20 protein-coding genes and 1 pseudogene are annotated in these 25199 nt (G+C 71.8%); 14 read left to right on the top strand and 7 right to left on the bottom strand.

The genetic code is table 11. The features are described 5' to 3' along the window. Positions 1-79 precede the first annotated feature (79 nt). Together cyc2 and ACIREI_RS21940 are read left to right on the top strand one after the other, a co-directional pair. Positions 80-2248, top strand: coding sequence for a germacradienol/geosmin synthase Cyc2 (gene cyc2 / locus ACIREI_RS21945; RefSeq protein ID WP_403335232.1), 2169 nt, complete (start codon positions 80-82; stop codon positions 2246-2248). Positions 2249-2302: 54 nt separating this feature from the next. After that, entirely contained in the window at positions 2303-2743 is a 441-nt protein-coding gene (locus tag ACIREI_RS21940) for an NUDIX domain-containing protein (protein ID WP_403335229.1), read from the top strand. 36 nt (positions 2744-2779) lie between these two features. On the opposite strand, the gene ACIREI_RS21935 is transcribed toward ACIREI_RS21940, so the two are convergent. The 3 genes and pseudogenes from ACIREI_RS21935 to ACIREI_RS21925 all read right to left on the bottom strand — a co-directional run bounded on the left by ACIREI_RS21935 (position 2780) and on the right by ACIREI_RS21925 (position 4989). Continuing rightward, positions 2780-3139 (bottom strand): NIPSNAP family protein, encoded by a 360-nt coding sequence (locus ACIREI_RS21935; protein WP_403335226.1) that lies wholly within the window; start codon positions 3137-3139, stop codon positions 2780-2782. Next, positions 3136-3877: pseudogene (locus ACIREI_RS21930) on the bottom strand (IS5 family transposase). Before ACIREI_RS21930 ends, ACIREI_RS21935 begins: the two are co-directional and overlap by 4 nt. 368 nt (positions 3878-4245) lie before the next feature. After that, on the bottom strand, positions 4246-4989 hold the full coding sequence (locus tag ACIREI_RS21925) for a hypothetical protein (protein ID WP_403335224.1): 744 nt from the start codon (positions 4987-4989) through the stop codon (positions 4246-4248). A gap of 95 nt (positions 4990-5084) precedes the next feature. Between ACIREI_RS21925 and ACIREI_RS21920 the strand changes: the two genes are divergently transcribed. The 5 genes from ACIREI_RS21920 (at position 5085) to ACIREI_RS21900 (ending at position 9722) form a co-directional block, all read left to right on the top strand. After that, positions 5085-5951 carry a LysR family transcriptional regulator gene (locus ACIREI_RS21920; RefSeq protein WP_403335221.1) on the top strand — a complete coding sequence of 289 codons (867 nt, stop codon included), beginning with the start codon at positions 5085-5087 and terminating at the stop codon, positions 5949-5951. Positions 5952-6189: 238 nt separating this feature from the next. Continuing rightward, complete coding sequence (locus ACIREI_RS21915; RefSeq protein ID WP_403335218.1) at positions 6190-6786, top strand: PDZ domain-containing protein; 597 nt, start codon at positions 6190-6192, stop codon at positions 6784-6786. Between the two features lie 72 nt (positions 6787-6858). Continuing rightward, positions 6859-7479, top strand: a complete 621-nt coding sequence (locus ACIREI_RS21910; RefSeq protein WP_403335215.1) for a LysE family translocator — start codon at positions 6859-6861, stop codon at positions 7477-7479. A gap of 108 nt (positions 7480-7587) precedes the next feature. Further along, complete coding sequence (locus ACIREI_RS21905; protein WP_403335214.1) at positions 7588-8715, top strand: aminopeptidase P family protein; 1128 nt, start codon at positions 7588-7590, stop codon at positions 8713-8715. Between the two features lie 62 nt (positions 8716-8777). Continuing rightward, complete coding sequence (locus ACIREI_RS21900) at positions 8778-9722, top strand: aminoglycoside phosphotransferase family protein (RefSeq protein ID WP_403335212.1); 945 nt, start codon at positions 8778-8780, stop codon at positions 9720-9722. A gap of 62 nt (positions 9723-9784) precedes the next feature. Here ACIREI_RS21900 and treZ read toward each other — a convergent pair whose 3' ends face one another. Next, positions 9785-11530 (bottom strand): malto-oligosyltrehalose trehalohydrolase, encoded by a 1746-nt coding sequence (gene treZ / locus ACIREI_RS21895; RefSeq protein ID WP_403335209.1) that lies wholly within the window; start codon positions 11528-11530, stop codon positions 9785-9787. Between the two features lie 184 nt (positions 11531-11714). Here treZ and ACIREI_RS21890 point away from each other — a divergent pair, with 184 nt between their 5' ends. From ACIREI_RS21890 to ACIREI_RS21880, 3 genes are all read left to right on the top strand, one after another. After that, positions 11715-12266 carry an FHA domain-containing protein gene (locus ACIREI_RS21890; protein ID WP_403335207.1) on the top strand — a complete coding sequence of 184 codons (552 nt, stop codon included), beginning with the start codon at positions 11715-11717 and terminating at the stop codon, positions 12264-12266. Positions 12267-12413: 147 nt separating this feature from the next. Continuing rightward, positions 12414-13784, top strand: coding sequence for a M14 family zinc carboxypeptidase (locus ACIREI_RS21885; protein ID WP_403335204.1), 1371 nt, complete (start codon positions 12414-12416; stop codon positions 13782-13784). Continuing rightward, positions 13781-14194, top strand: coding sequence for an SSI family serine proteinase inhibitor (locus tag ACIREI_RS21880; RefSeq protein WP_403335201.1), 414 nt, complete (start codon positions 13781-13783; stop codon positions 14192-14194). The genes ACIREI_RS21885 and ACIREI_RS21880 overlap by 4 nt, the downstream gene beginning before the upstream one ends. Positions 14195-14239: 45 nt before the next feature. Here ACIREI_RS21880 and ACIREI_RS21875 read toward each other — a convergent pair whose 3' ends face one another. The 3 genes from ACIREI_RS21875 to glgX form a co-directional block, all read right to left on the bottom strand. Next, entirely contained in the window at positions 14240-15490 is a 1251-nt protein-coding gene (locus tag ACIREI_RS21875) for a M14 family zinc carboxypeptidase (RefSeq protein ID WP_403335926.1), read from the bottom strand. 425 nt (positions 15491-15915) lie between these two features. After that, positions 15916-18279, bottom strand: coding sequence for a malto-oligosyltrehalose synthase (gene treY, locus ACIREI_RS21870; RefSeq protein WP_403335199.1), 2364 nt, complete (start codon positions 18277-18279; stop codon positions 15916-15918). A gap of 142 nt (positions 18280-18421) precedes the next feature. Next, complete coding sequence (glgX, locus tag ACIREI_RS21865) at positions 18422-20581, bottom strand: glycogen debranching protein GlgX (protein WP_403335196.1); 2160 nt, start codon at positions 20579-20581, stop codon at positions 18422-18424. A 181-nt stretch (positions 20582-20762) separates the two neighbouring features. On the opposite strand from glgX, the gene ACIREI_RS21860 reads away from it, so the two are divergent. From ACIREI_RS21860 to ACIREI_RS21845, 4 genes are all read left to right on the top strand, one after another. Continuing rightward, positions 20763-21575 carry a Tat pathway signal sequence domain protein gene (locus ACIREI_RS21860; protein ID WP_403335194.1) on the top strand — a complete coding sequence of 271 codons (813 nt, stop codon included), beginning with the start codon at positions 20763-20765 and terminating at the stop codon, positions 21573-21575. A gap of 68 nt (positions 21576-21643) precedes the next feature. Continuing rightward, a complete protein-coding gene (locus ACIREI_RS21855; protein WP_403335191.1) occupies positions 21644-22942 on the top strand; it encodes a copper amine oxidase in 1299 nt (432 codons plus the stop codon). Between the two features lie 72 nt (positions 22943-23014). Beyond that, the gene (locus ACIREI_RS21850; protein WP_403335924.1) at positions 23015-24283 is read left to right on the top strand and encodes an SAV2148 family HEPN domain-containing protein; all 1269 of its coding nucleotides are present in this window, start codon (positions 23015-23017) and stop codon (positions 24281-24283) included. A gap of 142 nt (positions 24284-24425) precedes the next feature. After that, positions 24426-25163 carry a 3'-5' exonuclease gene (locus tag ACIREI_RS21845; RefSeq protein ID WP_403335189.1) on the top strand — a complete coding sequence of 246 codons (738 nt, stop codon included), beginning with the start codon at positions 24426-24428 and terminating at the stop codon, positions 25161-25163. Positions 25164-25199: the final 36 nt, after the last annotated feature.

Here is a 25199-nt window from a genome sequence, read left to right as displayed (position 1 = left end):
TTCACCCGCGATTCACGCGATGGTGTGATCATGTGCCGTGCGGTGGATGCCCCTTGGGGCCCGGGGGTAGGGCCCGGCCATGACGCAGCAGCCCTTCGAACTCCCGCACTTCTACATGCCGTATCCCGCACGGCTGAACCCGCACGTGGACGAGGCCCGCGCCCATTCGACCCAGTGGGCGCGCGAGATGGGCATGCTGGAGGGGTCCGGGATCTGGGAGCAGGCCGACCTGGACGCGCATGACTACGGCCTGCTCTGCGCCTACACCCACCCAGATTGCGACGGCCCGGCCCTGTCTCTCATCACGGACTGGTACGTGTGGGTCTTCTTCTTCGACGACCACTTCCTGGAGATCTTCAAGCGCACCCAGGACCGCGCCGGCGGCAAGACCTACCTGGACCGGCTGCCGCTGTTCATGCCGATGGACCTGTCGACCCCGATGCCGGAGCCGCAGAACCCGGTCGAGGCGGGCCTCGCCGACCTGTGGACGCGCACGGTGCCCTCGATGTCGGCCGACTGGCGCCGTCGTTTCGCCGTCGCGACCGAGCACCTTCTCAACGAGTCCCTGTGGGAGCTGTCCAACATCAACGAGGGGCGCGTCGCCAACCCCGTCGAGTACATCGAGATGCGCCGCAAGGTGGGCGGCGCCCCCTGGTCCTCGGGCCTCGTGGAGTACGCGACGGCCGAAGTGCCCGCGTCCGTCGCCGAGTCGAGGCCGCTGCGGGTGCTGATGGAGACCTTCTCGGACGCCGTGCACCTGCGCAACGATCTGTTCTCCTACCAGCGCGAGGTCGAGGACGAGGGCGAACTCAGCAACGGCGTCCTCGTGTTGGAGAAGTTCTTCGGCTGCACCACCCAGGAGGCCGCCGACACCGTCAACGACGTCCTCACCTCCCGGCTCCACCAGTTCGAGCACACCGCCCTCACCGAAGTCCCCGCCGTGGCACTGGAGCAAGGGCTCACGCCGCAGGAGGTCGCCGCGGTCGCCGCGTACACCAAAGGCCTGCAGGACTGGCAGTCGGGCGGCCACGAATGGCACATGCGCTCCAGCCGCTACATGAACGAGCGCGCGCGGTCCTCCACGCCATGGCAGACACTCACCGGCCCCGGCACCTCCGCCGCCGACGTCGGCGCGCTGCTCGCCGCGGCCGGCGCCGAACGCCTGCGCGCATACACGCACGTGCCCTTCCAGAAGGTGGGTCCGTCCCGGCTGCCCGACTTCTACATGCCGTTCGCGGTGGAGCTCAGCCCGCACCTGCCCGGCGCCCGCACCCGCCTCACCGAGTGGACGCACCGCATGGGCATTCTCCAGGAGGGCGTCTGGGACGAGGACAAACTCGCCGCCTACGACCTCGCCCTGTGCTCCGCCGGCCTCGACCCGGACGCCACACCCGAGGCGCTCGACCTCAGTGCGCAGTGGCTCGCCTGGGGGACGTACGGCGACGACTACTACCCGCTGGTCTTCGGCCACCGCCGCGACCTGGCCGCCGCGCGGCTGACCACCCGGCGCCTGGCGGACTGCATGCCCCTCGACGGTGAGGCCGCCGTCACCCCGGTGGGCGGCATGGAGTGCGGCCTCGCCGACCTCTGGACGCGGACGACGGCCGGGATGACCCCGGCCCAGCGGCGCTCCCTGAAGGACGCGATCAACAAGATGACCGAGAGCTGGGTGTGGGAGCTGGCCAACCAGTTCCAGAACCGCATCCCCGACCCGGTCGACTACCTGGAGATGCGGCGCGCCACCTTCGGCGCCGACCTCACGCTCAACCTGTGCCGCACCGGCTGCGGTCCCGCCGTCCCGCCCGAGGTCTACCGCAGCGGGCCCGTGCGCTCCCTGGAGAACGCCGCCGTCGACTACGCCATGCTCATCAACGACGTCTTCTCCTACCAGAAGGAGATCGAGTACGAGGGCGAGATCCACAACGCGATCCTCGTCGTGCAGAACTTCTTCGGGATCGACTACCCGACCGCGCTAGGAGTCGTCCACGACCTGATGACCCAGCGGATGCGCCAGTTCGAGCACGTGGCCGCGCATGAACTGCCGGTCGTGTACGAGGACTTCGGCCTCTCGGACGAGGCGCGCAAGGCCATGGGGGACTATGTGGACGACCTGCGGAACTACACGGCGGCCATCCTGAACTGGCACCGGTCGGTCGACCGTTACAAGCCCGACTTCCTGTCCCGCCGCGCCCACGGCTTCCTGCCGGACCGCCCGCCGGCTGTACCCATCCTCAGCAGGTGTTTTTGATCCCTCCGAGTCCGCTGGCGCAGCGCTGGTGGGATGCCTGGGGAGATGGCACGCATGACACAAGACGGTGGGGTGGTCGTTCCCGGCGATCTCGACGAGGCAGAGCTCTTGGTGGTCGTGGCTGCCGCGATCGTCCAGGACGGGCGCCTGCTTGTCGTGAGCAAGAAGGCGGCTCCCCACGTGTTCTATCTGCCCGGCGGGAAGCCTGACGCGGGCGAGGAGTTGCTGGAGGCACTGGTTCGAGAGCTCGATGAGGAATTGGGGGTCCGTCCGCTGAAGCCGAGGTTCCTGGCTGTTGTTGAAGCACTAGCGGCTCTTGAGGGCGTGCCCATGAAGATGACGGTCTTCGAGGCGGGCATCAGCCAGGACCCTCGGCCTGCAGCTGAGCTGGCGGACTTGCGATGGATTTCTGGTAGTGAACCGGACGTGCGGCTCGCTCCGGCGGTGCGGGATCAGATTCTGCCGCTGCTCCGGCAGAAAGGCTTGGTCGCCTGACGACAGAGGCCAGCGGCAGTGCCTGGGCGCCCTCCCTCAGGCTGGCTCGGTGGTCCCGGGCGGTGCTGCGGGTGAAGCCTCGGTGTCGGCTGAGTCGAACGCTGGGCGGAGGAAGGTTCGGTCGAATCGGCGAATGCAGCCGGTTCTCTCGCTGAGATGCCAGAGCTCGCGTGCTTGGGGGTCGTGGCGGATGGCCTCGCGATAGGTCTCGTAGGCGGTGAGGCTGGGGAACGAGAACAGCGCGTAGGCGATGTCATTGGCGCCTTCGTGCGGCAAGAAGCAGCCATGGTGGGTGCCGCCGAGCCGGTTCACGATCGGTATCCACCCGGTGACATACCTCTCGAACGCGGAGATCTGCCGTGGATCGATTTCGTAGCGCAGGTGGCAAGTGATCACGGAGCCATTGTCTCCGGCTGCGTGGTCTTCTTCGCCCGGTCAGGGGAGGGGTTCTTGCGGGTCAGGCGGCGGGTCAGCAGGGTGATGAGTGCCCAGTTCAGGTGGGCTTCGGAGTGCTGGGGCAGACGTTCGTAGTCGCGGGCGTCGCGGCGGCCGTTCATGCACCAGCCGCTCGTGTGCTCGACTTTCCAGCGGCGGGGCAGGACGACGAATCCCTTGGTGCCTTTGGGCCGGGAGACGATGCGCAGGGTGAGCCAGAGGCGTTCGCGGGCCTGGTCCACGAGGTCGTCGGCGTAGCCGCGGTCGGCCCAGACCTGCGTGATCTGCGACTGCGTGAGACGCAGGCGCCAGAACACGTCGCGGGCGGCGTCGAGGTCCTGGACATCGGCGAGCGTCACCGTGATCATCACGGGCAGGCCGAGCGTGTCCACGGTGATATGCCGCTTGCGTCCGTTGATCTTCTTCGCGGCGTCGTAGCCGCGGCTGTCCCGGCCGACGGTGGAGGCTCCCGGATCCTCCGGTGGAGCTGGTCACGGATGTAGGTGACGACCCCGGTCCGGTTCCACCTCCAGAAAAACCCGTAGACCGTCTCCCACGGGGGAAGGTCCGCAGGCAGGGCCCGCCACTTCCCGCCGTTGTCGACGACGTAGCGGATGCCGTCGACGACGTCCGGGGCCACTTCTCCGGGTGGCCGCCGCTCTTCGTCTGGCAAGCCGGGACCGGCAACAAGGGTTCCAGGAGGGCTCATTCGGCGACGGATGCGTCGGACGGGCAGCGGCGGCGACGGGAAGCAGCGGGCATGGCGGGCTCGGCAGAGGTGATCGGGGGTGGACGGGGGGCTATTTGGAGAGCTGGGCGAGGGTGGCACGGACCCCGGTGAGCTGGGCTGTGGCGATTGGGCCCATTCGTCGTCGGGGTAGCGGGCCGGGTGCGGATCGAGCGTGCCCGTGATCACCTGGGTGAGGCGGGCCGATATCCGGTCTCCGGCCGTCTGCAACGCGGTGTGCAGACGCTGGGGGCGGAGTGCCTGGGTGTGGTCGCCGAGTTCCTCGAAGCCGCGAGCCGGTGCGCGCACGCCATGCGCCTCCGTGGGCGCGCGTGGCGCGTCACGCGCGTGTGGGAACCTTCCGCGCCGCGTGCTCGACCGCGGCTCGTGCCAGCGCCCTGACGATGGGGTGTGGGCGCGAGCCGTCGCCGGACAGCTCCGGCTGGAAGAGGGAGGCCAGGAAGAAGGGGTGGCCGGCGAGTTCGGCGATGCGGACGTGGCCGTCCTCGTCGTGCCCGGAGAAGCGCAGTCCGTGTGCCCGCAGGGTGTCGAGGTGGCGGGAGGGACCGTATGCGCAGAAGTAGCGCTCGACCGTGCGTTCCGAGCCGATCACCGACTGGGCGAGCGAGCCCGGCTCGATCCGGACCACCGCCTCATGGCCGACCAGCGAGCAGGCCAGCGGTTCGATGAGGAAGTCGTCGGCGTCGGGGTCGCTCTCGGCGTGGGCGACCCGGGTCAGCCCGCACACGTGGCGGGCGTACTCGAGGAGCGCGTACTGGAAGCCGCCACACGTGCCGAGGAACGGGATCCCCTCCTCGCGCGCGGTGCGGACCGCCGAGAGCACGCCCGCCTCGCTGCGGTACGGGCTGCCCGGCAGCACCCACACGGCATCGAAGCCGCGCACCGCGTCATCGGCCGCCGCGTCCTGCGACGGGATCCAGTAGGCGTCGAGGACGAGCCGGTCACGTTCGGCGAGGGCGTCCAGCAGGAGCGGCACGCGCGTGTGGGAGGTGACGTTGGGGGAGCGGTCCCCGACCAGGGCGAGCTTTGCCGTCTGTGCCGTCCGGGCAGCGGTGTTCGTCATGGCACTCATCCTGGGCGCGGCCCGCACTTCACGTCCAACGATGATTCCTGCACCTCCGATAAGCAGAGCTGATGGCATGCGGGATGCTGTCCGGCATGGACCCGCACCTGCTGCGTACCTACGTCACCGTCGTCCGCCTCGCCTCGTTCTCCGAGGCCGCGCGCGAGCTGGGCTACACCCAGTCGGCGGTGTCCCAGCACATTGCCGCGCTCGAACAGGACCTCGGCGCCCCGCTGCTCACCCGTCGCCCCGTCGCGCCCACATCGGCCGGCGAGCGGCTCCTGGAACACGCGGGGCCGTTGCTGTTGCGCCTGGAGGCGGCCCGCGCGGACGTTGCCCGCATGGTGGCCGCACCGGACCACGGGCTGACGCTCGCTACCGCGCCGACCGCGCTCGGACCACGCGTCCTCGCCGCGCTGCCGGCCTCCGGAGTGACCCTGCGCGTGCTGCCGCGCGACGAGGTGCCCGCGGCCGTCGCCACGGGCATGGCGGATCTCGGCCTCGTGGACGGCCTGGCCGCCCCCAGCGACCCGTTGCGCCTGCCCGACGTGGCACCGCTGACGACGTACGGCGTGGGGGAGGAGCCGGTCTGCGTCCTCCTGCCCGACACCCACCCCCTCGCCCGGCGCACGGGCCTGCGTCTGGGTGACCTCGCCGACGCCCGCTGGCTGGACGCCCCCGATGCGGGACTGCCGCTCGCCCACCTCCGCGCCGCGAACGGCGGCCACGGTTTCCGCTCCGCCCTGCGCTACGCGGGCACCGACGTCCGCACCCTCACCGCCCTGGCCGCGGCGGGTCACGGCCTGACTTTGCTGCCGCGCCCGGCAGCCACCGGCACGGCCGGCACGGTCGCCGTACCGGTCACGGAACCGCGTGTCGTGCACCGGACGGAACTGGTCCACGCGGGAGCGCTCGGGGGAGCCGCGGCGGCGGTCGCGGAGGCGTTGACCGAACGGGCGTGAGAGGGGGCGACCACGCGCCGTACGAACGTGGGGCAGGGAGATGACGCACTCGCCGCACGCGCGCGAGGCAGCGGCCCGCCCATCCCTCCGCCCCTCCCTCACGTCCCGTCACGCTCTCTGACGTCCGGTTCTCGCCGTGACGCCTACGGCTTCCCGCCCTTGACCACTGGTCAGTCTCACTCGATCGTGTCTCGTTGTGCGCCGGTGCGCAGGGTAGTCACCAGCCGGAGGCGATCCGATGGAACAGACTGCGTTGCGACCCAAGCCCATGCCAGGTCAGGGGCCCGGCGACGGTGCCAGGTCCGGCCCCGGCACCCGGCGCCCGCACGGCGGGCCCGGCCGATGCGGACGACGGCTCACGCCCCTCCTGGCCGCCCTGCTCGTCGGGACGGTCCTGGTCCTGTCCGGGGTCGGACTGGGCACGGTGGGGGCCACGGTGATCGGCATGAGCAAGCTCGCCGAGCTGCAGCGGCAGGCAGGGCAGGGCGCCCCGGCAGCCCCGGCCCCCTCGGCGGACCCCGGTGCCTCGGCCCGGCCGTCGCCGCCGCCGGCCTCGCCGCAGGCCCCCGCCGTCGCGACCCTCGGCGTGGAGGCGGTGGACGCCCAGAAGGTGGGCGCCCTGGTGGTCGGCGTCCACGTGCCCGGCCCGGGATACGCGGCCGGCCTGATCCGGGGCGACGTGATCCTCGCGTTCGACGAGACCCGCGTCGACTCGGCCGCCGACCTCGCGCGAGCCGTCGCCCGAGCCCGCCCGGGCAGCGAGGTCACCCTGACGGTGCGCCACCGCAGCGGCGGCTTCCAGCAGCTGACGGCGGTCCCGGGCGTCGTGACCTGACCACCTCGCAGCTCGTGGGGGAGTACGCGAAAACCACTGGTCCCCTTCCACCGACAGGGCCACGATGACCCCATGCCGACCACCCTCATCGCCTTCCTGGGGGCGTGCACCCTCGTCGCCGCCTCGCCAGGCCCCAGCACCGTCCTGATCATCAAGCAGTCACTGCACAGCAGGCGCTCCGGATTCCTCACCGTGCTCGGCAACGAGACCGGCGTCTTCATCTGGGGTGTGGTCGCCGCATTCGGCCTGACCGCGCTGCTGACGGCCTCCGAGGTGGCCTACGACGTGATGCGCATCGTCGGCGCGGTCGTACTCGTCGGCTTCGGCGTCCAGGCGCTGCGCCAGGCGCGCCGCGCCAAGGGGGCTCACGAGGACGCCTGGGAGGGCACGCCGAAGAGCGGCTGGGCCTCCTACCGCGGCGGACTGCTGCTCAATCTCGCCAACCCCAAGGCGGCCGTCTTCGCGATGTCCTTCCTCCCGCAGTTCGTGCCGGAGGGCGCCCCGCACCTGCCGGCCATGGTGGGCCTCGCCGCGCTCTGGGCGGTCTATGAGGTCGGCTACTACGGCCTGTACGTGTGGTTCGTGGGCCGGATGAAGACCGTGCTGTCCCGCGCGGGAGTGCGTCGGCGCCTGGAGCAGGTCTCCGGAGGCGTGCTGCTGCTCCTGGGTGTCCGCATGGCACTGGACAGCTGACGTCATGCCCGGCCGGCCGCGGGAAACCCCCGCCGACCGGCTCGCGCCGCCCTCTGCGGCCGGGCAGGATGCTGACCGTAGTCCTTTCACGCGCCCAGGGAGGCCCGGATGACCGGCACCGCACCCGCGCCCTTCACCGCCGACGACTACCGGGCCCGCAGGGAACGGGTCGCGAGGGCGGCCGCGGACGCCGGACTGGCCGGCCTCCTGGTGGCCCCCGGCCCGGACCTGGTGTGGCTCACCGGCTACGCGCCCACCGCTGAGACCGAGCGGCTCACCCTGCTGGTCCTCGTCCCCGGCCAGGACCCCGTGCTCGTCGTCCCCGCCCTGGAGGCCCCGGACGCCGCGAAGGCGGCCGGCGTGCCCGGCCTGGCCCTGCGCGACTGGACCGACGGCAAGGACCCCTACGCCGCCACCGCGACCCTTCTCGACGCGAGCGGCCGGTTCGGCATCAGCGACAACGCCTGGGCGATGCATCTGCTGGCTCTGCAGAAGGCGCTGCCCGGCACCTCGTACGCCTCCCTCACCGACGCCCTGCCGATGCTGCGGGCCGTCAAGGACACGGCCGAGCTGGAGCTGTTGGCGGCCGCGGGCGCGGCCGCGGACGCAACGTTCGAGGAGATCCGAAAGGTTCCCTTCGGTGGCCGCCGTGAGTCCGAGGTCGCCGCCGACCTCGCCCACCTGCTGCGCCGGTTCGGACACTCCCAGGTCGACTTCACCATCGTCGCCTCCGGCCCGAACGGCGCCAACCCGCACCACGAGGTGGGCGACCGCGTGATCGAGCGCGGCGACATGGTCGTCCTCGACTTCGGCGGCCTGAAGGACGGCTACGGCTCCGACACCTCCCGCACGGTCCACGTCGGCGAACCCACCGACGAGGAGCGCCGGGTGCACGACCTGGTGCGCGCGGCCCAGGAGGCCGGCTACCGCGCCGTACGGCCCGGCGTCGCCTGCCAGGAGGTCGACCGGGCCGCCCGCGCGGTCATCGCGGACGCCGGGTACGGCGAGTACTTCATCCACCGCACCGGGCACGGCATCGGCGTCACCACGCACGAGCCGCCGTACATGATCGAGGGCGAGGAGCAGCCCCTGGTGCCCGGCATGTGCTTTTCCGTGGAGCCCGGTGTCTACCTGCCCGGCCGCTTCGGGGTGCGCATCGAGGACATCGTGACCGTCACCGAGGACGGCGGCCGGCGGCTCAACGACACGACCCGCGAGATGGTCATAGTGGACTGACCCCGGTGACCGATCCCGGCGCAAGGAGCCCCCGTAGACCCCCGAGCGACAACGGCGCGACCATGACCCAGGCACCGACACCCACCGCGGACACCGTCCGCCGACTGGTCCGTTCCCTGCTCAAGGACGGCGTGGACGACTCGGCCGGACCCGAGGTCCGCCCTGCCGCCCCGGGTGCCGAACCCGCCACCTGGCTGGTCGGCACCCGCCATGTCCTGCGCCTGGCCCCCGACCGCGAGGCCGCCGCCCGTCAGCGCCGCGAACTGCGCCTGCGCGACCTCGTCCGCCCGCACCTCCCGGTCGCGGTGCCGACGAGCGTCGCGCACGGGGAGTGGGCGCCGGGGCTGACCTACACCCTGGACACCAAGGTGCCCGGCGGGGCGGGCGGGCAGCACGACGTCTCCGCCCTCGGGGAGGCCGACCTGGCCGGGCTGCTCACGGGGCTGCGCGAGGTCCCGGCACGGCAGGCCGAGACGCTCGGCGTGCCGCGCGCCGCGCCGCGCTCCCTGGAGGCCCTGCGCCGCGCCGCCGAACGGGCCACCGCGCGCCTCGCCGACGCCGACGAGTTCGATGCCGCCCGGCTGCGCCAGCTCACCCCGCCGGCCGCCGTCCAGCTCGCGGCCCAGCCCGGCACCGCGGTCCTCGTCCACCATGCCCTCACCGGCGACCACCTCGTCGTCAGCGCCGATGGCCGGGTGCGCGGGGTCCTCGGCTGGGCCGACACCGTCCTCGGCGACCCCGCGGAGGACATCGCCGGCCTCGCCCTCGCCGTCGGCTCCCCGGCCGCCGTACGCGCCGCCACCCTCGCCGGCTACGGTGCCCGCCCGTGCCTGCGCGGCCTCTGGCTCGCCCGCTGCGACGCGCTCGTCCGCCTCGCGGGCCGCCTCGACGGCAAGGGCGAGGCGCCCCTCCCGCTGCTGAGGGCGCAACTCCGGCAAGCGTGGGAGGCGATCCTGCTGGAACGCGTGACGGAGTTCCGGGAGGACGACGGGGACGAGGAACTGTAGGCGGCGGGCACCTTCTCCGGCCGGAGGCGCATGCGCGGACGCTCACGCCCCCGGCGCCCCGCTCATCCCTGCAACAGCACCACGCCCGACTCCCCGGGCACATGCAGCACGCCGTCCGCGCCCGGCGCCTCCACGGGCTCCCACGCGGCCAGTACGGTCGCCTGACGGGGCCCCAGGGGGATCGTCGCCGGTTCCTTGGCGAGGTTGACGGCCACGCGTACGTCGCCGCGCCGGAAGGCGAGCCAGCGCTCCCGCTCGTCGTAGGCCACCTTGGTGTCGGCGAGGTCGGGATCCGTGAGATCGGGCTGTTCGTGGCGCAGGGCGATGAGACGCCGGTACCAGGCCAGTACGCGCGCGTGGTGCTCGCCGTCGAGCTCGGACCAGTCGAGGCAGGAACGGTCCCGGGTCGCCGGGTCCTGCGGGTCGGGCACGTCCTCCTCGGCCCAGCCGTGCGCCGCGAACTCCCGTCGCCGGCCGCTGCGTACCGCTTCGGCGAGCTCCGGATCGGTGTGGTCGGTGAAGAACTGCCAGGGCGTGCCCGCCGCCCACTCCTCGCCCATGAACAGCATCGGCGTGAACGGCGCGGTCAGCGTCAGCGTGGCCGCGCAGGCCAGCAGACCCGGGGAGAGGGAGGCCGCGAGCCGGTCGCCCTGGGCGCGGTTGCCGACCTGGTCGTGCGTCTGGCTGTAGCCGAGGAGCCGGTGCGCGCCCACGCGCGTGCGGTCCAGGGGGCGCCCGTGACTGCGGCCCCGGAAGCTCGAGTACGTCCCGTCGTGGAAGTAGCCGCCGGTGAGGGTCTTGGCGAGGGCCGCCATGGGGGCGCGGGCGAAGTCGGCGTAGTAGCCCTGGGACTCACCGGTCAGCGCGGCGTGCAGGGTGTGGTGGAAGTCGTCGTTCCACTGGGCGTGCAGACCGAGACCGCCCTCCTCGCGCGCGGTGATGAGCCTAGGATCGTTGAGGTCGGACTCGGCGATCAGGCACAGCGGCCGGCCGAGGTCGGCGGAGAGGCCGTCCACGGCTGTCGACAGCTCCTCCAGGAAGTGGCACGCGCGCGTGTCCACCAGCGCGTGCACCGCGTCCAGGCGCAGTCCGTCGATCCGGTAGTCCCGCAGCCAGGCCAGCGAGCTCTCCACGAGATACGCGCGCACCTCGTCCGAGCCGGGCGCGTCCAGGTTGACGGCGGAACCCCAGGGCGTCTGATGCGTGTCCGTGAGGTAGGGCCCGAAGGCGGGCAGGTAGTTGCCGGACGGGCCGAAGTGGTTGTGCACGACGTCGAGGACCACGCCCAGGCCCAGCTCGTGCGCCCGGTCGACGAAGCGTTTCAGCGCCTCGGGCCCGCCGTACGGCTCGTGCACGGCCCAGAGAGAGACGCCCTCGTATCCCCAGCCGTGTCGCCCGGGGAAGGGACACAGCGGCATCAACTCGACATGGGTGACGCCCAGTTCCGCGAGATGCCCGAGGCGCTCGGCGGCCGCGTCCAGCGTGCCCTCGCGCGTGTACGTGCCCACATGCAGCTCGTACAGGACCGCACCGGGCAGGGGCAGCCCCGCCCACTCGGTACGCCACTCGTACCGCCCGTGATCGACGACCGCGCTCAGCCCGTCCGGGCCGTCCGGCTGCCGGCGCGAGCGCGGATCGGGCAGCACGGGGCCGTCGTCGAGCGCGAAGCCGTACCGCGTGCCGTCCCGCGCCTCGGCCTCCCCCCACCACCATCCCGCGCGATCGGGATCGCGCTCCAACGCGCGCGTGGCGCCCTCGCACTGGAGCGTCACACGGTCGGCCTGCGGTGCCCACACCTCGAACTGCACGGACGGTTCCCCTTCGTCTGCTCACCGTGATGTAGCCCGTCCATGGTGCTTCAAACGAGATCAATCCGCTTTTGAATCTTCCCTTTTGCGGCAGGTGTCGTGCCGTTCTCGCCGATCACGCGCGCGTGGCGGCCGTTTCCCCGTTTTCTGGACACCCGGGGTTCACTGACCGACAATCAGCACCGTGACGTCGTCCTTCGAGTTCAATACCTACCCCGCGCGGCTCTCCGACGCGGAGCGCGACAAGGCGCTGAAGGTGCTCCGTGACGGCGTCGCCATGGGCCGGCTGTCGCACGACACGTTCGTGCGGCGCATGGAACTGGCCCTCGCCGCCCGCCGCGCGGACGAGCTCGCCGTGCTCACCGCCGACCTGCCCGTCGAGAGCCGCATCTCGCGCCTGGTGTTCGGCTCGGTCGAGGCTATCTCCGGCTTCACCGTACGGCTGCGCCGGGCCTGGCAGGCCGAGCGGCTGCCCAAGCTGCTGCTGCCCCACCCCGCGACCGGTCATCCGCTGCGTATCGGCCGCGACCCCGCCAACGGTCTGCGGCTGACCCACGAGACGGTGTCCCGGGTGCACGCCGAACTGAGCCACCAGGCCGGCCTGTGGGTCCTGCGCGACCTCGGTTCCACCAACGGCACCACGGTGAACGGCCGACGCGTCATCGGGGCCGTCGTGGTCCGCGAGGGCGACCAGCTCGGCTTCGGCCGGATGTCGTTCCGGCTCGCCGCGAACTGAGCCGAACCTCAGCTCCGGCCTGCTCTGGCCTTGGCTTTACGTGACGCTTGACTCAAGTCGCTTTGCCCTCTGTGGTGTTGACGAACTCGTCAACTCGTGACTGACTGTGCGTACACCATGCACACCAGGTGAATCGACGGCACCACATTGTGGAGGTGTGCCCTGCCGCCACTCCTCCGCTACCCGACCGTCGACGAGCTGGGCGCCCGGGCTGCCGCGCTCGTCGCCCGCCGCCCCAGTGACGCCCGGCTGCGCCGCGTGGGGACGTCCCGCGCGGGCACACCCCTGTGGCTGCTGTCCGTCGGCCACGGCAGCCGCCAGGCCCTCGTCGTCGCCGGCCCGCACGCCAACGAACCGGTGGGCGGCGCCACCGTGCTGCGGCTGGCCGAACGCGTGCTGGCCGACCCCCGTCTGCACGAGGGCGCCGACGCCACGTGGAACCTGCTGCTGTGCCTGGACCCGGACGGCCTGCGCCGCAACGAGGGCTGGCTGCAGGGCCCGTACGCCCTCGGCGGCTACTTCCGGCACTTCTTCCGGCCCGGCTTCCTGGAGCAGCCCGAATGGCTGCCCGACGGCGCGGACGCCGCCACGCTGCCGGAGACGCGCACCCTGCTCGACGTCCAGGACGAACTGCGGCCCTTCCTCCAGTGCTCCCTGCACGGCGTCGACGTCGGCGGCGGCTTCGTCGAGCTGACCCACGACCTGCCCGGCCTCGCCCAGCGCGTCGCGTACACCGCCGCCCGCCTCGGCATCCCGCGCGAGCTCGGCCCCTACGACACCCTGTACTGGCCGGCATTGGGACCCGCCGTCTACCGGATCCCCAGGCCCCGCCGGGGCGATCTGGCCGCCGCCATCACCGAGGCGGCCGTCGAGTCGACCTGGTTCCATCCCTACCGGCACGGCACGGTGACGGCGGTCGTCGAGGCCCCCATGTGGGGCGTGGCGGCCGTGGCGGACGGCGCCCCGCACCCGGATGAGGAAACGGTCCTGCGCAGGGTGAGCCACACCCTGCGCCATGACACCCGCGTCCTGGAGCGGCTGCTGGAGCGTCTGCGGCCCCATCTTCCCGCCGGACCGGAGACGGCCCGGCTGCTCGCCCCGGTCGACGACTATTTACTGGTCTGCCCCGGCCTCGCCGACACCTGGGACCCCGACGTCGAGGAACCCGTCGGCGCCCGCCCCCTGCCCCCGCTCAGCACCGCCCACCTGGCCGCCCTGCGCATCGCCGGACGGCGCCTCGCCCTGCGGACGGCCGGGCTGCTGCACCAACTCGTGATCGGCGCCGGGCGCGACCCGGCCCGGGTGCTGCCCGAACTGGACCGGCTCCTCGACGAGTGGTGCGACGACTACCGCGACGGCTGCGGAGCGCGCTGGATACCGGTCGCGCGCCAGGTGGAGTACCAGTCGCGGGTGGTGCTCGCCGCGTTCGAACTCGCCACGCGGCACGCGCCCGCGTGCTCTCGTTCGGGTGAGTCGGGGTGGAATGCCGGGGCCGCCGTGCCGATGCATCGGGAATGACGCGATGCATCACAGCCGTACGAGGCACTCTGCTCACCGCAGCCGCCGCCCTCGCCCTCGGCGCCGCCGCGCCCCAGGCGACGGCCCGGGCCACCGACCCCGTCAACTGGCTCTTCGTCACCGTCACCCGGGGCGACGCCCCCCAGGGTGAGGCGCCCGGCAGGTTGCTGCTGTGCGATCCGCCGCAGGGTCACGGCAAGGCGGCGGAGGCCTGCGAGCAGCTCAACAGGGTGGGCGGCGACATCGGCCGACTCCAGCGCAAGGACGCCTTCTGCCCGATGATCTACGCGCCGGTGACCGCCCACGCGCGCGGAGAGTGGAACGGACGCCCGGTCGAGTACCGGGAGACGTTCTCGAACGGATGCGGGATGTCCGCCCGGACGGGCGCGGTGTTCGCCCTGGACGACTGACGCCGTACCGCACGGCGCTGCACGCGCGTGTGCCGTCGGTGTGGCTCACGCCGCCCGGTCACGTGCGTGCAGCGCGGCCGCGACGACCGTCCGGGACTGGTGCTCGACCTGGTGCTCCAGCGGCACCCAGCGGGCGCGGAAGCGTTCGGCGAAGGCGTCGCTCCAGGTCGCCACCAGGCGTTCGAGCGGCGGCGCCGCGCGGTCGCCGGTCTCCCGCAGGACGCGCAGCAGCATGGCCGCCGCCCGCAGCGGCAGCCGCCGCCCGAAGGCGTCCACGCTCCCGACGTACGCCATGGTGTCGTCGGCGGGCGGCGTGTGCATCCAGTCGGCGGCCAGCCCCGGCACCAGCTCCAGCGACCACTTCGCGGCCCGCAACAGGGGCCCGTCGACACCGTCCAGGCGGGGGAGCGCCTCGGCGAGCACCCGCTCCACCTCCAGCGCGTCCCGCCGCAGCCGGGCCGCCAGTCGCCGCATCGCCCCGGCCGGGTCCGGATGCGGCGCAGGGTCGTCCACCAGGTCGCTCGCCCACATCGGCACCTCGACGACCGCGGTCAGGCCGCCGTACCGGTGTACGCGATACCAGGTGCTGCTGCGTGCGTCGTCCGGCATGCTCGGATACGCCGCGCCGGCGCCCGGCGCCGGCATCACATGCACCCCGGGGCCGGCCGCGGGCCAGCCCGCCGCGTCCGAGGCGCCGGTCTCCACCGGGATGTGCAGCTGAGCCGCGGACTTCGCGAACGGCTCGGCGAGACCGGGGACGTCCTTCGTCAACTGCACCCAGCTGCCGCCCAGGTCGGTGCCGTGCAGGGTCACCTGAAGGTAGGGGCGCAGCTCGTCGATGACCCGGGTCAGCGTGCGTGTCTCGGGCGGCAGCCGGTCCGGCGGCAGCGCGGCCGGCGCCCACTCCGGCTGCTCCGGGGCCGCGGGCCGGAAGAAGCCGCGGTGGTAGTCGAACAGGCTGCGGGGCGCCGGCGTGACGTGCAGGCTCGCCCCGTCGGGATCCGCGCACAGCAGGAAGTGCCAGGAGGTTTCGGCCCGCAACTCCCGCTCGTGCAGAACCCGTTCGGCGACCGCCAGCAGGGTGGAGCTGCCGGTCGGTTCGTTGGAGTGCGCGCCCGCCACCACCAGTACGGCGCGTCGCGCGTGACCTATGGACAGCAGATGGAGGGGTCTGCCCGCCCGGGAGGCCCCCACCTGTCTGAGTACACACAGGTCGGGCCGGTGAGCGGCCAACGCTCGGGCGGACAGGGTCAGTTCGCTCAGAGTTGGGTAGCGCAGCTCCGGCAGGAGACTCACCCCCGTCACGTCCGCCCTGCTTCGCAATCCGCAGTACCCCATGGTCTGGTTTACGTGTCAAGGAGTTCACGGGGGAGGCTCCTGGGGGCGCCCAGGAGCATTTGCCACGGGCAGGCAAGGAGCGGCCGGTGGCAACGGGAGCACGAGGCCCGTTCTCGGGTGCATGAGGCCCGTCCTGCCGGGGATCGCGGGCCCTTTTTCAACCCATTCGCACCACTTGCGAACGTCACGGCGGCCGCCGAGAGCCCGGGCGCGAGAGGGCGTCGTCGCTCGTCACCACGCGCCGGCCGTCGTGCCCGAGCCCCGGGAGCGTGCGCGGGCCCGAGCCGGTCGCCGGCAGGACACCACGGCGCGCGGGACGGCCGTACGCGCCCGAGAGCATGCTCCATGGGCACGCCGTACGGCCGTGCGTCCGCTCAGCCCGCTCACCCCGCCTCCTCCGCACCGACCCGCTCCAGCAACGCCACCGGCAGCCGCTCGAACAGCTCCGCCACGCGCGCGTGTCCGCTGAACTCCCGCTCCGGAGCCAGCGCGTCCGCCCATCGCCCGGGCGGCAGCGCCAGTACCGTGTCGCGCCAGCCGCCCGACCGCGCCAGCCGCAGCGACAGCCGCGTCACGGCGGTGACCACCTCACCGGAGCGCACGAAGGCCACACAGTGCGCGGCCGACGGTCCCGCGGCCGTCAAGGGCGTGTACGACGCCGAGTCACCGAACACATCGGGGCGCCCCCTGCGCAGCCGTAGCGCCGCCGCCGTCACGGCGCCCTTCTCGCCGGGATCCTCGTGCGGGAACCGTACGGCCCGCCGGTTGTCGGGGTCGACCAGCGCCCGGTACTCGCCCTCGGTGCCCTGGTAGACGTCGGGGACGCCCGGCATCGTCAGCTGGGTCAGCGCCATGCCCAGCATGTTCGCCCGGATGTGCGGCTCCAGGCTGTCCCGGAAGGCGGCCACGCGCGCGTACGGCGCCCCGCACGGCCCGGCCGCGACGAACTCCGCCACCGCCTCCTCGTACGGCGGCTCCTGCTCCGTCCAGCTCGTGAACAGCCCGGCCTCGCGCACATGCTTCAACAGGGCCCCCTGCACGCGGTCGCCGGCCGCGTCGCCCAGCCCGAACACCGTCTGCCAGGCCGCCCACGCCAGTTGCGCGTCCGGCACGCCCTCGCCGTCGCGCGTCACCTCGGCCAGCACGTCCGCCCAGCGCTCCGGGCACTCCGTGAGCACGGCCAGCGCGGCCCGTACGTCGGCACTGCGCTTGGTGTCGTGGGTGGACGCGACCGTCCCGGTGAGCGGCCAGTCGCGCTGCACGCGCGCGCAGTACGCGTGGAACTCGTCGGACGAGACGGCAGGGCTCCCCGGATTCCCGCCCACCTCGGTCGCCGACAGCAGCGGCACATAGCGGTAGAACGCCGTGTCCTCCACGGACTTGGCCCGCAACGCCGACGCCGTCTGCGCGAACCGGGTCCGGAACTCCAGGTGCTCCGGCCCGTCACCGGCCCGCCCGAGCACCAGGTCGCGCACGACGTCGACCGCGCCGGCCTCCTCGGGCACGACGAAGGCGAGCCGGGCTTCGGCAGCGGCCTTCTCGGTGACGACACGGGCCGCGTCACCGGAAAGGTACGGCCGGTAGACCTCCAGCCGGACGAGGAGCTCCTGCAGCGCGGTGCGCAGCGCCCAGGGCGCGCGGTCGCGCAGGGCGGGTTCCGGGGACGTGGCGCACACCCGGCTCGCCACGCGCGTCAGCCGGTCGACCTCCGTGGCCAGCTCGTGCGTGAGCACCTTGTACGCAGCCCGCCGTACCGTCGCCTCCCAGTCGCCGCCCCGGTCCGTCTGCGGGGCCGCGAACCGCCGGTACTGGCCGAGGAGTTCCCCGAACCCGGCCGGGTCGGTGAACAGGCCGTCGATGTGCCGCAGGGCGTCGTAGCCGGTGGTGCCCGCGACGGGCCAGGAGGCCGGCAGCTGCTCCCCGTCCGACAGGATCTTCTCCACCACGGTCCAGCGCCCGCCGGTCGCCTCGTGCAGGCGCTGGAGGTAGGTGTCGGGGTCGGCGAGGCCGTCGGGGTGGTCGATGCGCAGCCCGTCGATCACGCCCTCGTGCAGGAGCTGGAGGATCTTGGCGTGGGTGGCCTCGAACACCTCCGGGTCCTCCACCCGCACCCCGATCAGCTCCGAGATGCTGAAGAACCGCCGGTAGTTGAGCTCCGTACGGGCCAGCCGCCACCACGCCGGCCGGTACCACTGCGCGTCCAGGAGCTGCGGCAGCGGCAGCTCCTCGGTGCCCTCGCGCAGCGGGAACACGTGGTCGTAGTAGCGCAGGACGTCACCGTCGACCTCCATGCGGCCGAGCTCCTCGCCCAGCGGGTGCCCCAGCACCGGCAGCAGCACCTGGCCGCCCTGCGCCTCCCAGTCGATGTCGAACCACCGCGCGTACGGCGACTTGGGGCCCTCGCGCAGCACCTCCCACAGGGCGCGGTTGTGCCGGGGGGCCATGGCCATGTGGTTCGGCACGATGTCCACCACCAGGCCCAGGCCGTGCTCGCGCGCGGTACGCGCCAGCGCGCGCAGCCCGTCCTCGCCGCCCAGTTCCTCGCGCACGCGCGCGTGGTCCACGACGTCGTAGCCGTGCCCCGACCCCGGGACCGCCTCCAGGACGGGGGACAGGTGCAGGTGCGAGACACCGAGCGAGGCCACGTACGGCACGGCCGCCGCCGCGGCCCCGAAGGGAAACGCGGGCTGCAGCTGCAGCCGGTAGGTGGCGGTGGGCACCATCGGGTCGGGTCGCTCAGGTGTCATGGAAAGCTACGTACCCGCCCGGACGCCGTTCGTGTCATCGGCGCCTCCACGTGGGCCACTGCCGCAACGACGAACCGGTACCGTCCCGACGTGGATCCCCCGGCGGACGGCGCGCCCGGCGTCGCACACCGGACGCACCGCACTACACCGGCCGCTGCAACACCGTCAGGCTCCGGTCCACCAGCGTCAACCGGTCCCCGGCCTGCACTTTCGCTCCCGTCCCCGGCGGCACCCCGTCCGTGCGGGCGGTGTCGACGACCACCTGCCACTGGCGGCCGTGGTTGACCGGCACGACGAAGTCGAGGGTCTTGTGGGAGGCGTTGAACATCAGCAGGAACGAGTCGTCGGTGATGCGCTCCCCGCGCGCCCCCGGCTCCGAGATCGCGTTGCCGTTGAGGAACACCGTCAGCGCCGACGCCTGCGCCCGGTCCCAGTCCCGCTGGGTCATCTCCTTGCCCTGCGGAGTGAACCAGGCGATGTCCGACAGGTCGTCGTGGGTGCCGTGCACCGGCCGCCCGTGGAAGAAGCGTCGCCTGCGGAAGACCGGATGGTCCCGCCGCAGCCACACCATCGCGCGCGTGAAGGCGAGCAGCTCACGGGGCAGCCCGCGCGTGCCCTCGCCGGCCGAGCCGTCCTCCCCGTCCGCGCCGCCCTCCTGCGGCCACTCGATCCACGCCAGCTCACTGTCCTGGCAGTAGGCGTTGTTGTTCCCGCGCTGCGTGCGCGCGAACTCGTCGCCGTGGCTGAGCATCGGCACGCCCTGGGACAGCATCAGCGTGGCGATGAAGTTGCGCATCTGGCGGGCGCGCAGCTCCAGGACGGCCGGGTCGTCGGTATCGCCCTCCGCCCCGCAGTTCCAGGACCGGTTGTGGCTCTCGCCGTCCCGGTTGTCCTCGCCGTTGGCGTGGTTGTGCTTGTCGTTGTACGAGACGAGGTCGTGCAGCGTGAACCCGTCGTGGCAGGTCACGAAGTTGATGGAGGCCAGCGGGCGCCGCCCGTCGTCCTGGTACAGGTCGGACGAGCCCGTCAGCCGGGACGCGAACTCCGCCAGCGCCCGCGGCTCGCCGCGCCACAGGTCCCGTACGGTGTCGCGGTACTTGCCGTTCCACTCGGTCCACAGCGGCGGGAAGTTGCCCACCTGGTAGCCGCCCTCGCCCACGTCCCACGGCTCGGCGATCAGCTTCACCTGGGAGACCACCGGGTCCTGCTGCACCAGGTCGAAGAACGACGACAGCCGGTCCACCTCGTGGAACTGCCTCGCCAGGGTGGCCGCGAGGTCGAAGCGGAAGCCGTCGACGTGCATCTCGGTGACCCAGTAGCGCAGCGAGTCCATGATCAGCTGCAGGACGTGCGGGGACCGCATGAGCAGGGAGTTTCCGGTGCCCGTGGTGTCCATGTAGTAGCGCGGGTCGTCCGTCAGGCGGTAGTACTGCGGGTTGTCCAGGCCCCGGAAGGACAGCGTGGGGCCCAGGTGGTTGCCCTCGGCGGTGTGGTTGTAGACCACGTCGAGGATGACCTCGATGCCGGCCTCGTGCAGCGCCCGCACCGCCGACTTGAACTCCAGCACCTGCTGGCCGCGGTCGCCCCAGGAGGCGTAGGCGTTGTGCGGGGCGAAGAAACCGATGGTGTTGTAGCCCCAGTAGTTGTTCAGGCCCATGTCGACCAGGCGGTGGTCGTTCACGAACTGGTGGACCGGCATCAGCTCCAGCGCCGTCACGCCCAGCTCGGTGAGGTGCTCGATGACCGCCGGGTGCGCGAGGGCGGCGTAGGTGCCGCGCAGTTCCTCGGGCAGTCCCGGGTGGCGCATCGTGAGGCCCTTCACATGGGCCTCGTAGATCACCGTGTGGTGGTACTCGGTGCGCGGCGGCCGGTCGTCGCCCCAGTCGAAGTACGGGTTGACCACGACCGACGACATCGTGTGCGGCGCCGAGTCCAGGTCGTTGCGCCTGTCGGGTTTGTCGAAGTGGTAGCCGTACACCTCCTCGCCCCAGCGGATCGCGCCGCTGATCGCCTTGGCGTACGGGTCGAGCAGCAGCTTCGCGGAGTTGCAGCGCAGGCCGCGCTCGGGGGCGTACGGGCCGTGCACCCGGAACCCGTACCGCTGCCCCGGCATGACGCCCGGCACGTACGCGTGCCGCACGAACGCGTCGCTCTCCCGCAGTTCCACCGCCGTCTCCGAGCCGTCGTCGTGCAGCAGACACAGCTCTACTCGGTCCGCGGCCTCCGTGAAGACCGCGAAGTTGGTGCCGGCGCCGTCGTAGGTGGCACCGAGTGGATATGCCTCTCCAGGCCAGACCTGCATGGACACGACTCTTTCAGCTGGAGCGCGCCGTCGGGGGCGCCTTGGCTTCGAGTCTCCCCGAAAGTGATGGAACCACCTATGACTTACGTCCCTCTTACCGGTCGACCAGTGCATACGCGGTATGCCGAACCAGTGGGGCAATCACGTACTCCCGAGGACATAGGGGGAGTAGGGGGAAGATGTGCGCAAGATAGTGCACCGCCATCTGGGCAAGGTGGTGGCCGGTGCGGCCATCGCGGTGGCGGGAACCGCCGTGATGGTCGGAATCACCCTGCCGGGGACGGCGGGGGCCGACACGGCGGGAGGGACCGACAGCAGCGCCCAGTCGGCCCAGCAGGCGGCCCAGGGGCAGGGGCCCGGTGCGGTGGCGCCGGGCGTCGTCGAGGAGGCGCCGAGCCAGGGGGCGACGGGCAAGGGCAGCGATCCGCTGACCGACGACGAGATCGACCGGGTCGCGAGCATCGCGGCGGACCGGCAGTTGCGCAGCGCCGGCGAGGACGTCGAAGGTGACCGGGGCGCGCAGCGGCTCAGTGTCGGCCTCGCCGAGCCGGAGGCCGGCGAACTGGACTCCTCGAACGTGCCGCGCCGGGCCGAGGTGACGTTCTACGACTACAAGAACGACTCCCTCGTGACGAAGACCGTCAATCTCGACACCGGGAAGGTCGAGAAGTCCTACACCGCGCAGGGCGTCCAGCCGCCCCCGAGTCGCGACGAGGGCATCGAGGCGGCCAGGCTCCTGATCGCCGACCCGCTGGGCGCGGACCTGAAGGCCGACTACAAGGACGCCATCGGCAAGGAACTCACCTCCCCGGACCAGCTGCAGCTCAGCGCCGGCATCTACCGGGCCGATCCGGGCGCCCAGTCCGCCGCTCTCGACAAGTGCGGTGAGCACCGCTGCGTGCGGCTGTTCGTGAAGGTCAAGAACGGCCCGTGGATCGACACCCGTGCTCTCGTGATCGACCTGAGCGCCCGCAAGGTGGCCAAGCTCGACTGAGCGGCTCTCCGTTCACTTTTCCAACTCGCACCCAGTACTTGCACCTCCTGTAAGGGAGTCATTTCTTCATGCGCGTGAACAGACTGAGCCGTGCCCGCACCCATGCGGCCGTGGGCCTGACCGTGGCCACGCTGGCCGCCGGCGTGACGACCGCCGCGGGACCGGCCGTCGCCCAGCCGAAGGCCGCCCCCGCGCCGGCCGCCGACTGCAGTGCCGCCTACCGCATCGAGCAGAAGCTCTCCGGCGGCACGACCTGGCGGATGTGCTGGCGCTACGACGGCAAGGCCGGACTCGTCCTGGACCACATCTCCTACCAGCCCAAGGGCGAGACCAAGCCGATCAAGGTCCTCAACAGCGCCCGGCTCGGACAGATCCACGTCCCGTACGACGACGGGAAGAACGAGTTCGACGACCTGACGGGCCAGCCCTTCGCCCAGGGCCTGATGGAACTGTCGCCGGGCGAGTGCCCCGGCGGCACCATCAAGACGGTCAAGGTCCCCGATGCCTGGACCGAGGACCCCAACGTCAAGGGCCTGTGCACCACCACCCGTTCCCGGGGCCACGCCTACCGTATGAACGACGGGAACAAGACCTACCAGGCCCAGGGTAAGGACCTGCTCGTCTACACGGTCAACCAGGTCGGCTGGTACGAGTACATCACCGAGTGGCGCTTCCAGGACGACGGCGCGATCAACATGAACGTCGGCGCGACCGGCAGCCTCTCCTACGACGACTACGACGCCGGCGACGGCCGTGGCTGGCCGATCGGCAAGGGTGCCCGGGCGAAGGCCACCAGCCACAGCCACAACGTCTTCTGGCGGCTCGACTTCGCGCTCGACGGCTCCACCAAGAACCGCGTGGAGCAGTACGACTCGGCCGTCACCACCGGACAGGGCCGCCCGAAGACCAAGACCACCGCCACCAAGGTCACCAAGGAGCTGACGGGCGACTCCAAGAACTACCGCTGGTGGCGTGTGGTCAGCGCGACCGGCAAGAACAAGGACGGACACGCCCGGTCGTACGAGATCGTCCCCGGCATCAGCACGAAGTTCCCGGGGCGTAGCTTCACCAAGCACGACTTCTACTTCACGCAGTACAACAGCTGCGAGAAGTTCGCCAGCCACAACCCGACGTGCGCGGGCAGCCACCCCAAGTCCGTCGACAAGTGGGTCAACGGCCAGAACCTCACGCGCCCGGTCGTCTGGGCCAACGTGGGCTTCCACCACATCGTGCGGGACGAGGACCAGCAGCCCATGCCGGTCCACTGGCAGGGATTCTCCGTCGTCCCCAGGGACGTGACGGCTATGAATCCGCTCACTCCCGCCGACGTCGCCTGGCAGAACGGCAACTGGGGATTCCCTCGTTGAGAATGACCCTGCCCATCCGGCTGCACCGCCGACCGCTCCCGGAGTACCCTTCCTTGATCGTTGGGACGGGGAGTGCTCGGGGGAGCGGAAGGCGGTGCGCGGGTGGGCTCGGGAGGGCTGGAGTTGCCCCCTGGTGACGAGGGTCACGAGGGGAACTCCACAGACGTCCCGCCCGGCACGGTGTCCCTGGCCAGGCCGATGGAGACCAACTCCATCGGCCCGGAGCTGGACTGGGACACCGGCGCCTGGCGCGAGGTGCGGACACGCGCCCAGCGCGCCGGCCGGGCCTACATCTGGCTGAACCTCGTCGAACAGCGGCTGCGCGCGGTCGTGGCCGCTGTTCTGCGCCCCATCTACGAACCCGTCCACGGCGACGACTGGGTGGTGGCGGCGGCCGGACCGGCGGGCCAGGAGTGGGTGCAGCGCGCGGTCGCCGTACGCGAAGTCAGCCGCCGCAAGGGCTACTTGCTCGACCCGGCCGACGACAACGTCCTCAGCTTCCTCACGCTGCCGCAGCTGCGCGAGCTGATGGTGCAGCACTGGCCGTGCTTCGAGCCGTACGTCGACGACCGCCGGGACGTCGAACTCGCCCTGGACGAACTGGAAGTGACCCGGAACGTCGTCTCCCGCAACCGGGCCCTGTCCGAGGCGGTCCTGAACCAGGCCGAGCGGGCCTCGGCACGGCTGCTCGAGATCCTCGGCGCGGGCGGCGACGTACCCTCCGCGCGCCGGCTGCCCGTCGACGCGGTCGAGGACCTGGTCGGCGACCGGTACGCCGACGTGGTCGCCGTGCACCCCGACCGGGTGCGGCTGCTGCGCCAGTTCCCGGCCGAGGACATCTTCGGCGGCGCGCGCCGGCTCGACGCCATCGGCATCGGCCTCAACCTGCTCGTGCAGAACTTCTCCGGGCGGCGCCTGGTGCGGCTCGCCGAGTCCGGCTGCCGGGTGCGGCTGCTGTTCCTGAACCCGGCCTCCAGCGCGGTGAAGCGGCGTGAGCGTGAACTCGGCATCAAGCGGGGCGAGTTGAGCCGCGCGGTCGAGATGAACATCCTGCACATGCGCCGGGTGCGGTCCCGGCTGCGGGACCCGGGCGCCTTCGAGATCCAGGTCTTCGACGAGACGCCCCGGTTCACGGCGTACCTCGTGGACGGTGACGGCACCGACGGCATCGCGGTGGTGCAGTCCTATCTGAGGCGCACGCGAGGCCTGGAGGCGCCGGTCCTGGTGCTGCGCAACGGCAGCAGGGTGGTCAAGTCGGACGAGATCGACCCAGGTGGGCTTTTTCCGACGTATCGCGAGGAGTTCGAGCTCATGTGGGCGGATTCGCGACCAGTGTCCTGAACTGTCCCACCGTGGAAGCGTCGTCCCGCCGTGCCGGCGCGGTCTCACACCGCATAAGCGGAATGCGGTCCTCTGATTGTCAGTGGCGCATGGGAGGGTGGAGACCACTGGGGGAAAGCACCACCAAGAAGGGGGACCGCCCATGGGCTGGCACCGGGAGCTGCTGATCGGCTTCGACCTGGAGACGACCGGGACCGATCCGCACGAGGCGCGCATCGTCACGGGGGCCGTGATCGAGGTCAGGGACGGGCAAGCCCTGGGGCACCGGGAATGGCTGGCGGATCCGGGCGTGGAGATCCCGGCGGACGCGGTCGCGGTCCACGGCATCAGCAATGAACGCGCGGCCGCCGAGGGCCGCCCGGCCGACCAGGTGGCGGACGCCATCGCCGAGGTCCTGGTGGCCCACTGGAAGACAGGCGTACCGGTCGTCGCCTACAACGCGGCCTTCGATCTGAGCCTGCTCTCCGCCGAACTGCGGCGGTACGGCCTGCCGTCCCTGCGCGACCGGCTGGGCGGCCCGGATCCCGCCCCGGTCATCGACCCGTACACCATCGACCGCTGGGCCGACCGCTACCGCCGCGGCAAGCGCAACCTCGAAGCGGTCTGCCGGGAGTACGGCATCTCCCTCGACGCCGCGCACGACGCGTCCGCCGACGCCCTCGCCGCGGCCCGGCTGGCCTGCGCGATAGCCACCCGCCACCCCAAGATCGCGGCCCTGGGTCCGGCGGAGCTGCACCGCCGCCAGATCGAGTGGTACGCCGAGTGGGCGGCGGACTTCCAGAGCTTCCTGCGCCGCAAGGGCGACGCGACGGCGGTGGTCGACGGGACGTGGCCGCTGAGGGAGCCGGCGGGGGAGACGGTGGCGGGCGAGACGGTCTGAGTGAGTGAGGCCACCCGTCCGGCCCGTGCCGTTTGC

This window comes from Streptomyces sp. NPDC093591 (genome assembly GCF_044764885.1).
Taxonomy (GTDB): domain Bacteria; phylum Actinomycetota; class Actinomycetes; order Streptomycetales; family Streptomycetaceae; genus Streptomyces.
This window is presented reverse-complemented; position numbering and strand designations above follow the sequence as displayed.

Bases quoted from the DNA above. Each gene is read 5' to 3' on its own strand.
- cyc2 (WP_403335232.1), top strand. From the start codon at position 80: ATGACGCAGCAGCCCTTCGAACTCCCGCACTTCTACATGCCGTATCCC.
- ACIREI_RS21940 (WP_403335229.1), top strand. From the start codon at position 2,303: ATGACACAAGACGGTGGGGTGGTCGTTCCCGGCGATCTCGACGAGGCA.
- ACIREI_RS21925 (WP_403335224.1), bottom strand. From the start codon at position 4,989: ATGACGAACACCGCTGCCCGGACGGCACAGACGGCAAAGCTCGCCCTG.
- ACIREI_RS21920 (WP_403335221.1), top strand. From the start codon at position 5,085: ATGGACCCGCACCTGCTGCGTACCTACGTCACCGTCGTCCGCCTCGCC.
- ACIREI_RS21915 (WP_403335218.1), top strand. From the start codon at position 6,190: ATGGAACAGACTGCGTTGCGACCCAAGCCCATGCCAGGTCAGGGGCCC.
- ACIREI_RS21910 (WP_403335215.1), top strand. From the start codon at position 6,859: ATGCCGACCACCCTCATCGCCTTCCTGGGGGCGTGCACCCTCGTCGCC.
- ACIREI_RS21905 (WP_403335214.1), top strand. From the start codon at position 7,588: ATGACCGGCACCGCACCCGCGCCCTTCACCGCCGACGACTACCGGGCC.
- ACIREI_RS21900 (WP_403335212.1), top strand. From the start codon at position 8,778: ATGACCCAGGCACCGACACCCACCGCGGACACCGTCCGCCGACTGGTC.
- ACIREI_RS21880 (WP_403335201.1), top strand. From the start codon at position 13,781: ATGACGCGATGCATCACAGCCGTACGAGGCACTCTGCTCACCGCAGCC.
- treY (WP_403335199.1), bottom strand. From the start codon at position 18,279: ATGACACCTGAGCGACCCGACCCGATGGTGCCCACCGCCACCTACCGG.
- glgX (WP_403335196.1), bottom strand. From the start codon at position 20,581: ATGCAGGTCTGGCCTGGAGAGGCATATCCACTCGGTGCCACCTACGAC.
- ACIREI_RS21855 (WP_403335191.1), top strand. From the start codon at position 21,644: ATGCGCGTGAACAGACTGAGCCGTGCCCGCACCCATGCGGCCGTGGGC.
- ACIREI_RS21845 (WP_403335189.1), top strand. From the start codon at position 24,426: ATGGGCTGGCACCGGGAGCTGCTGATCGGCTTCGACCTGGAGACGACC.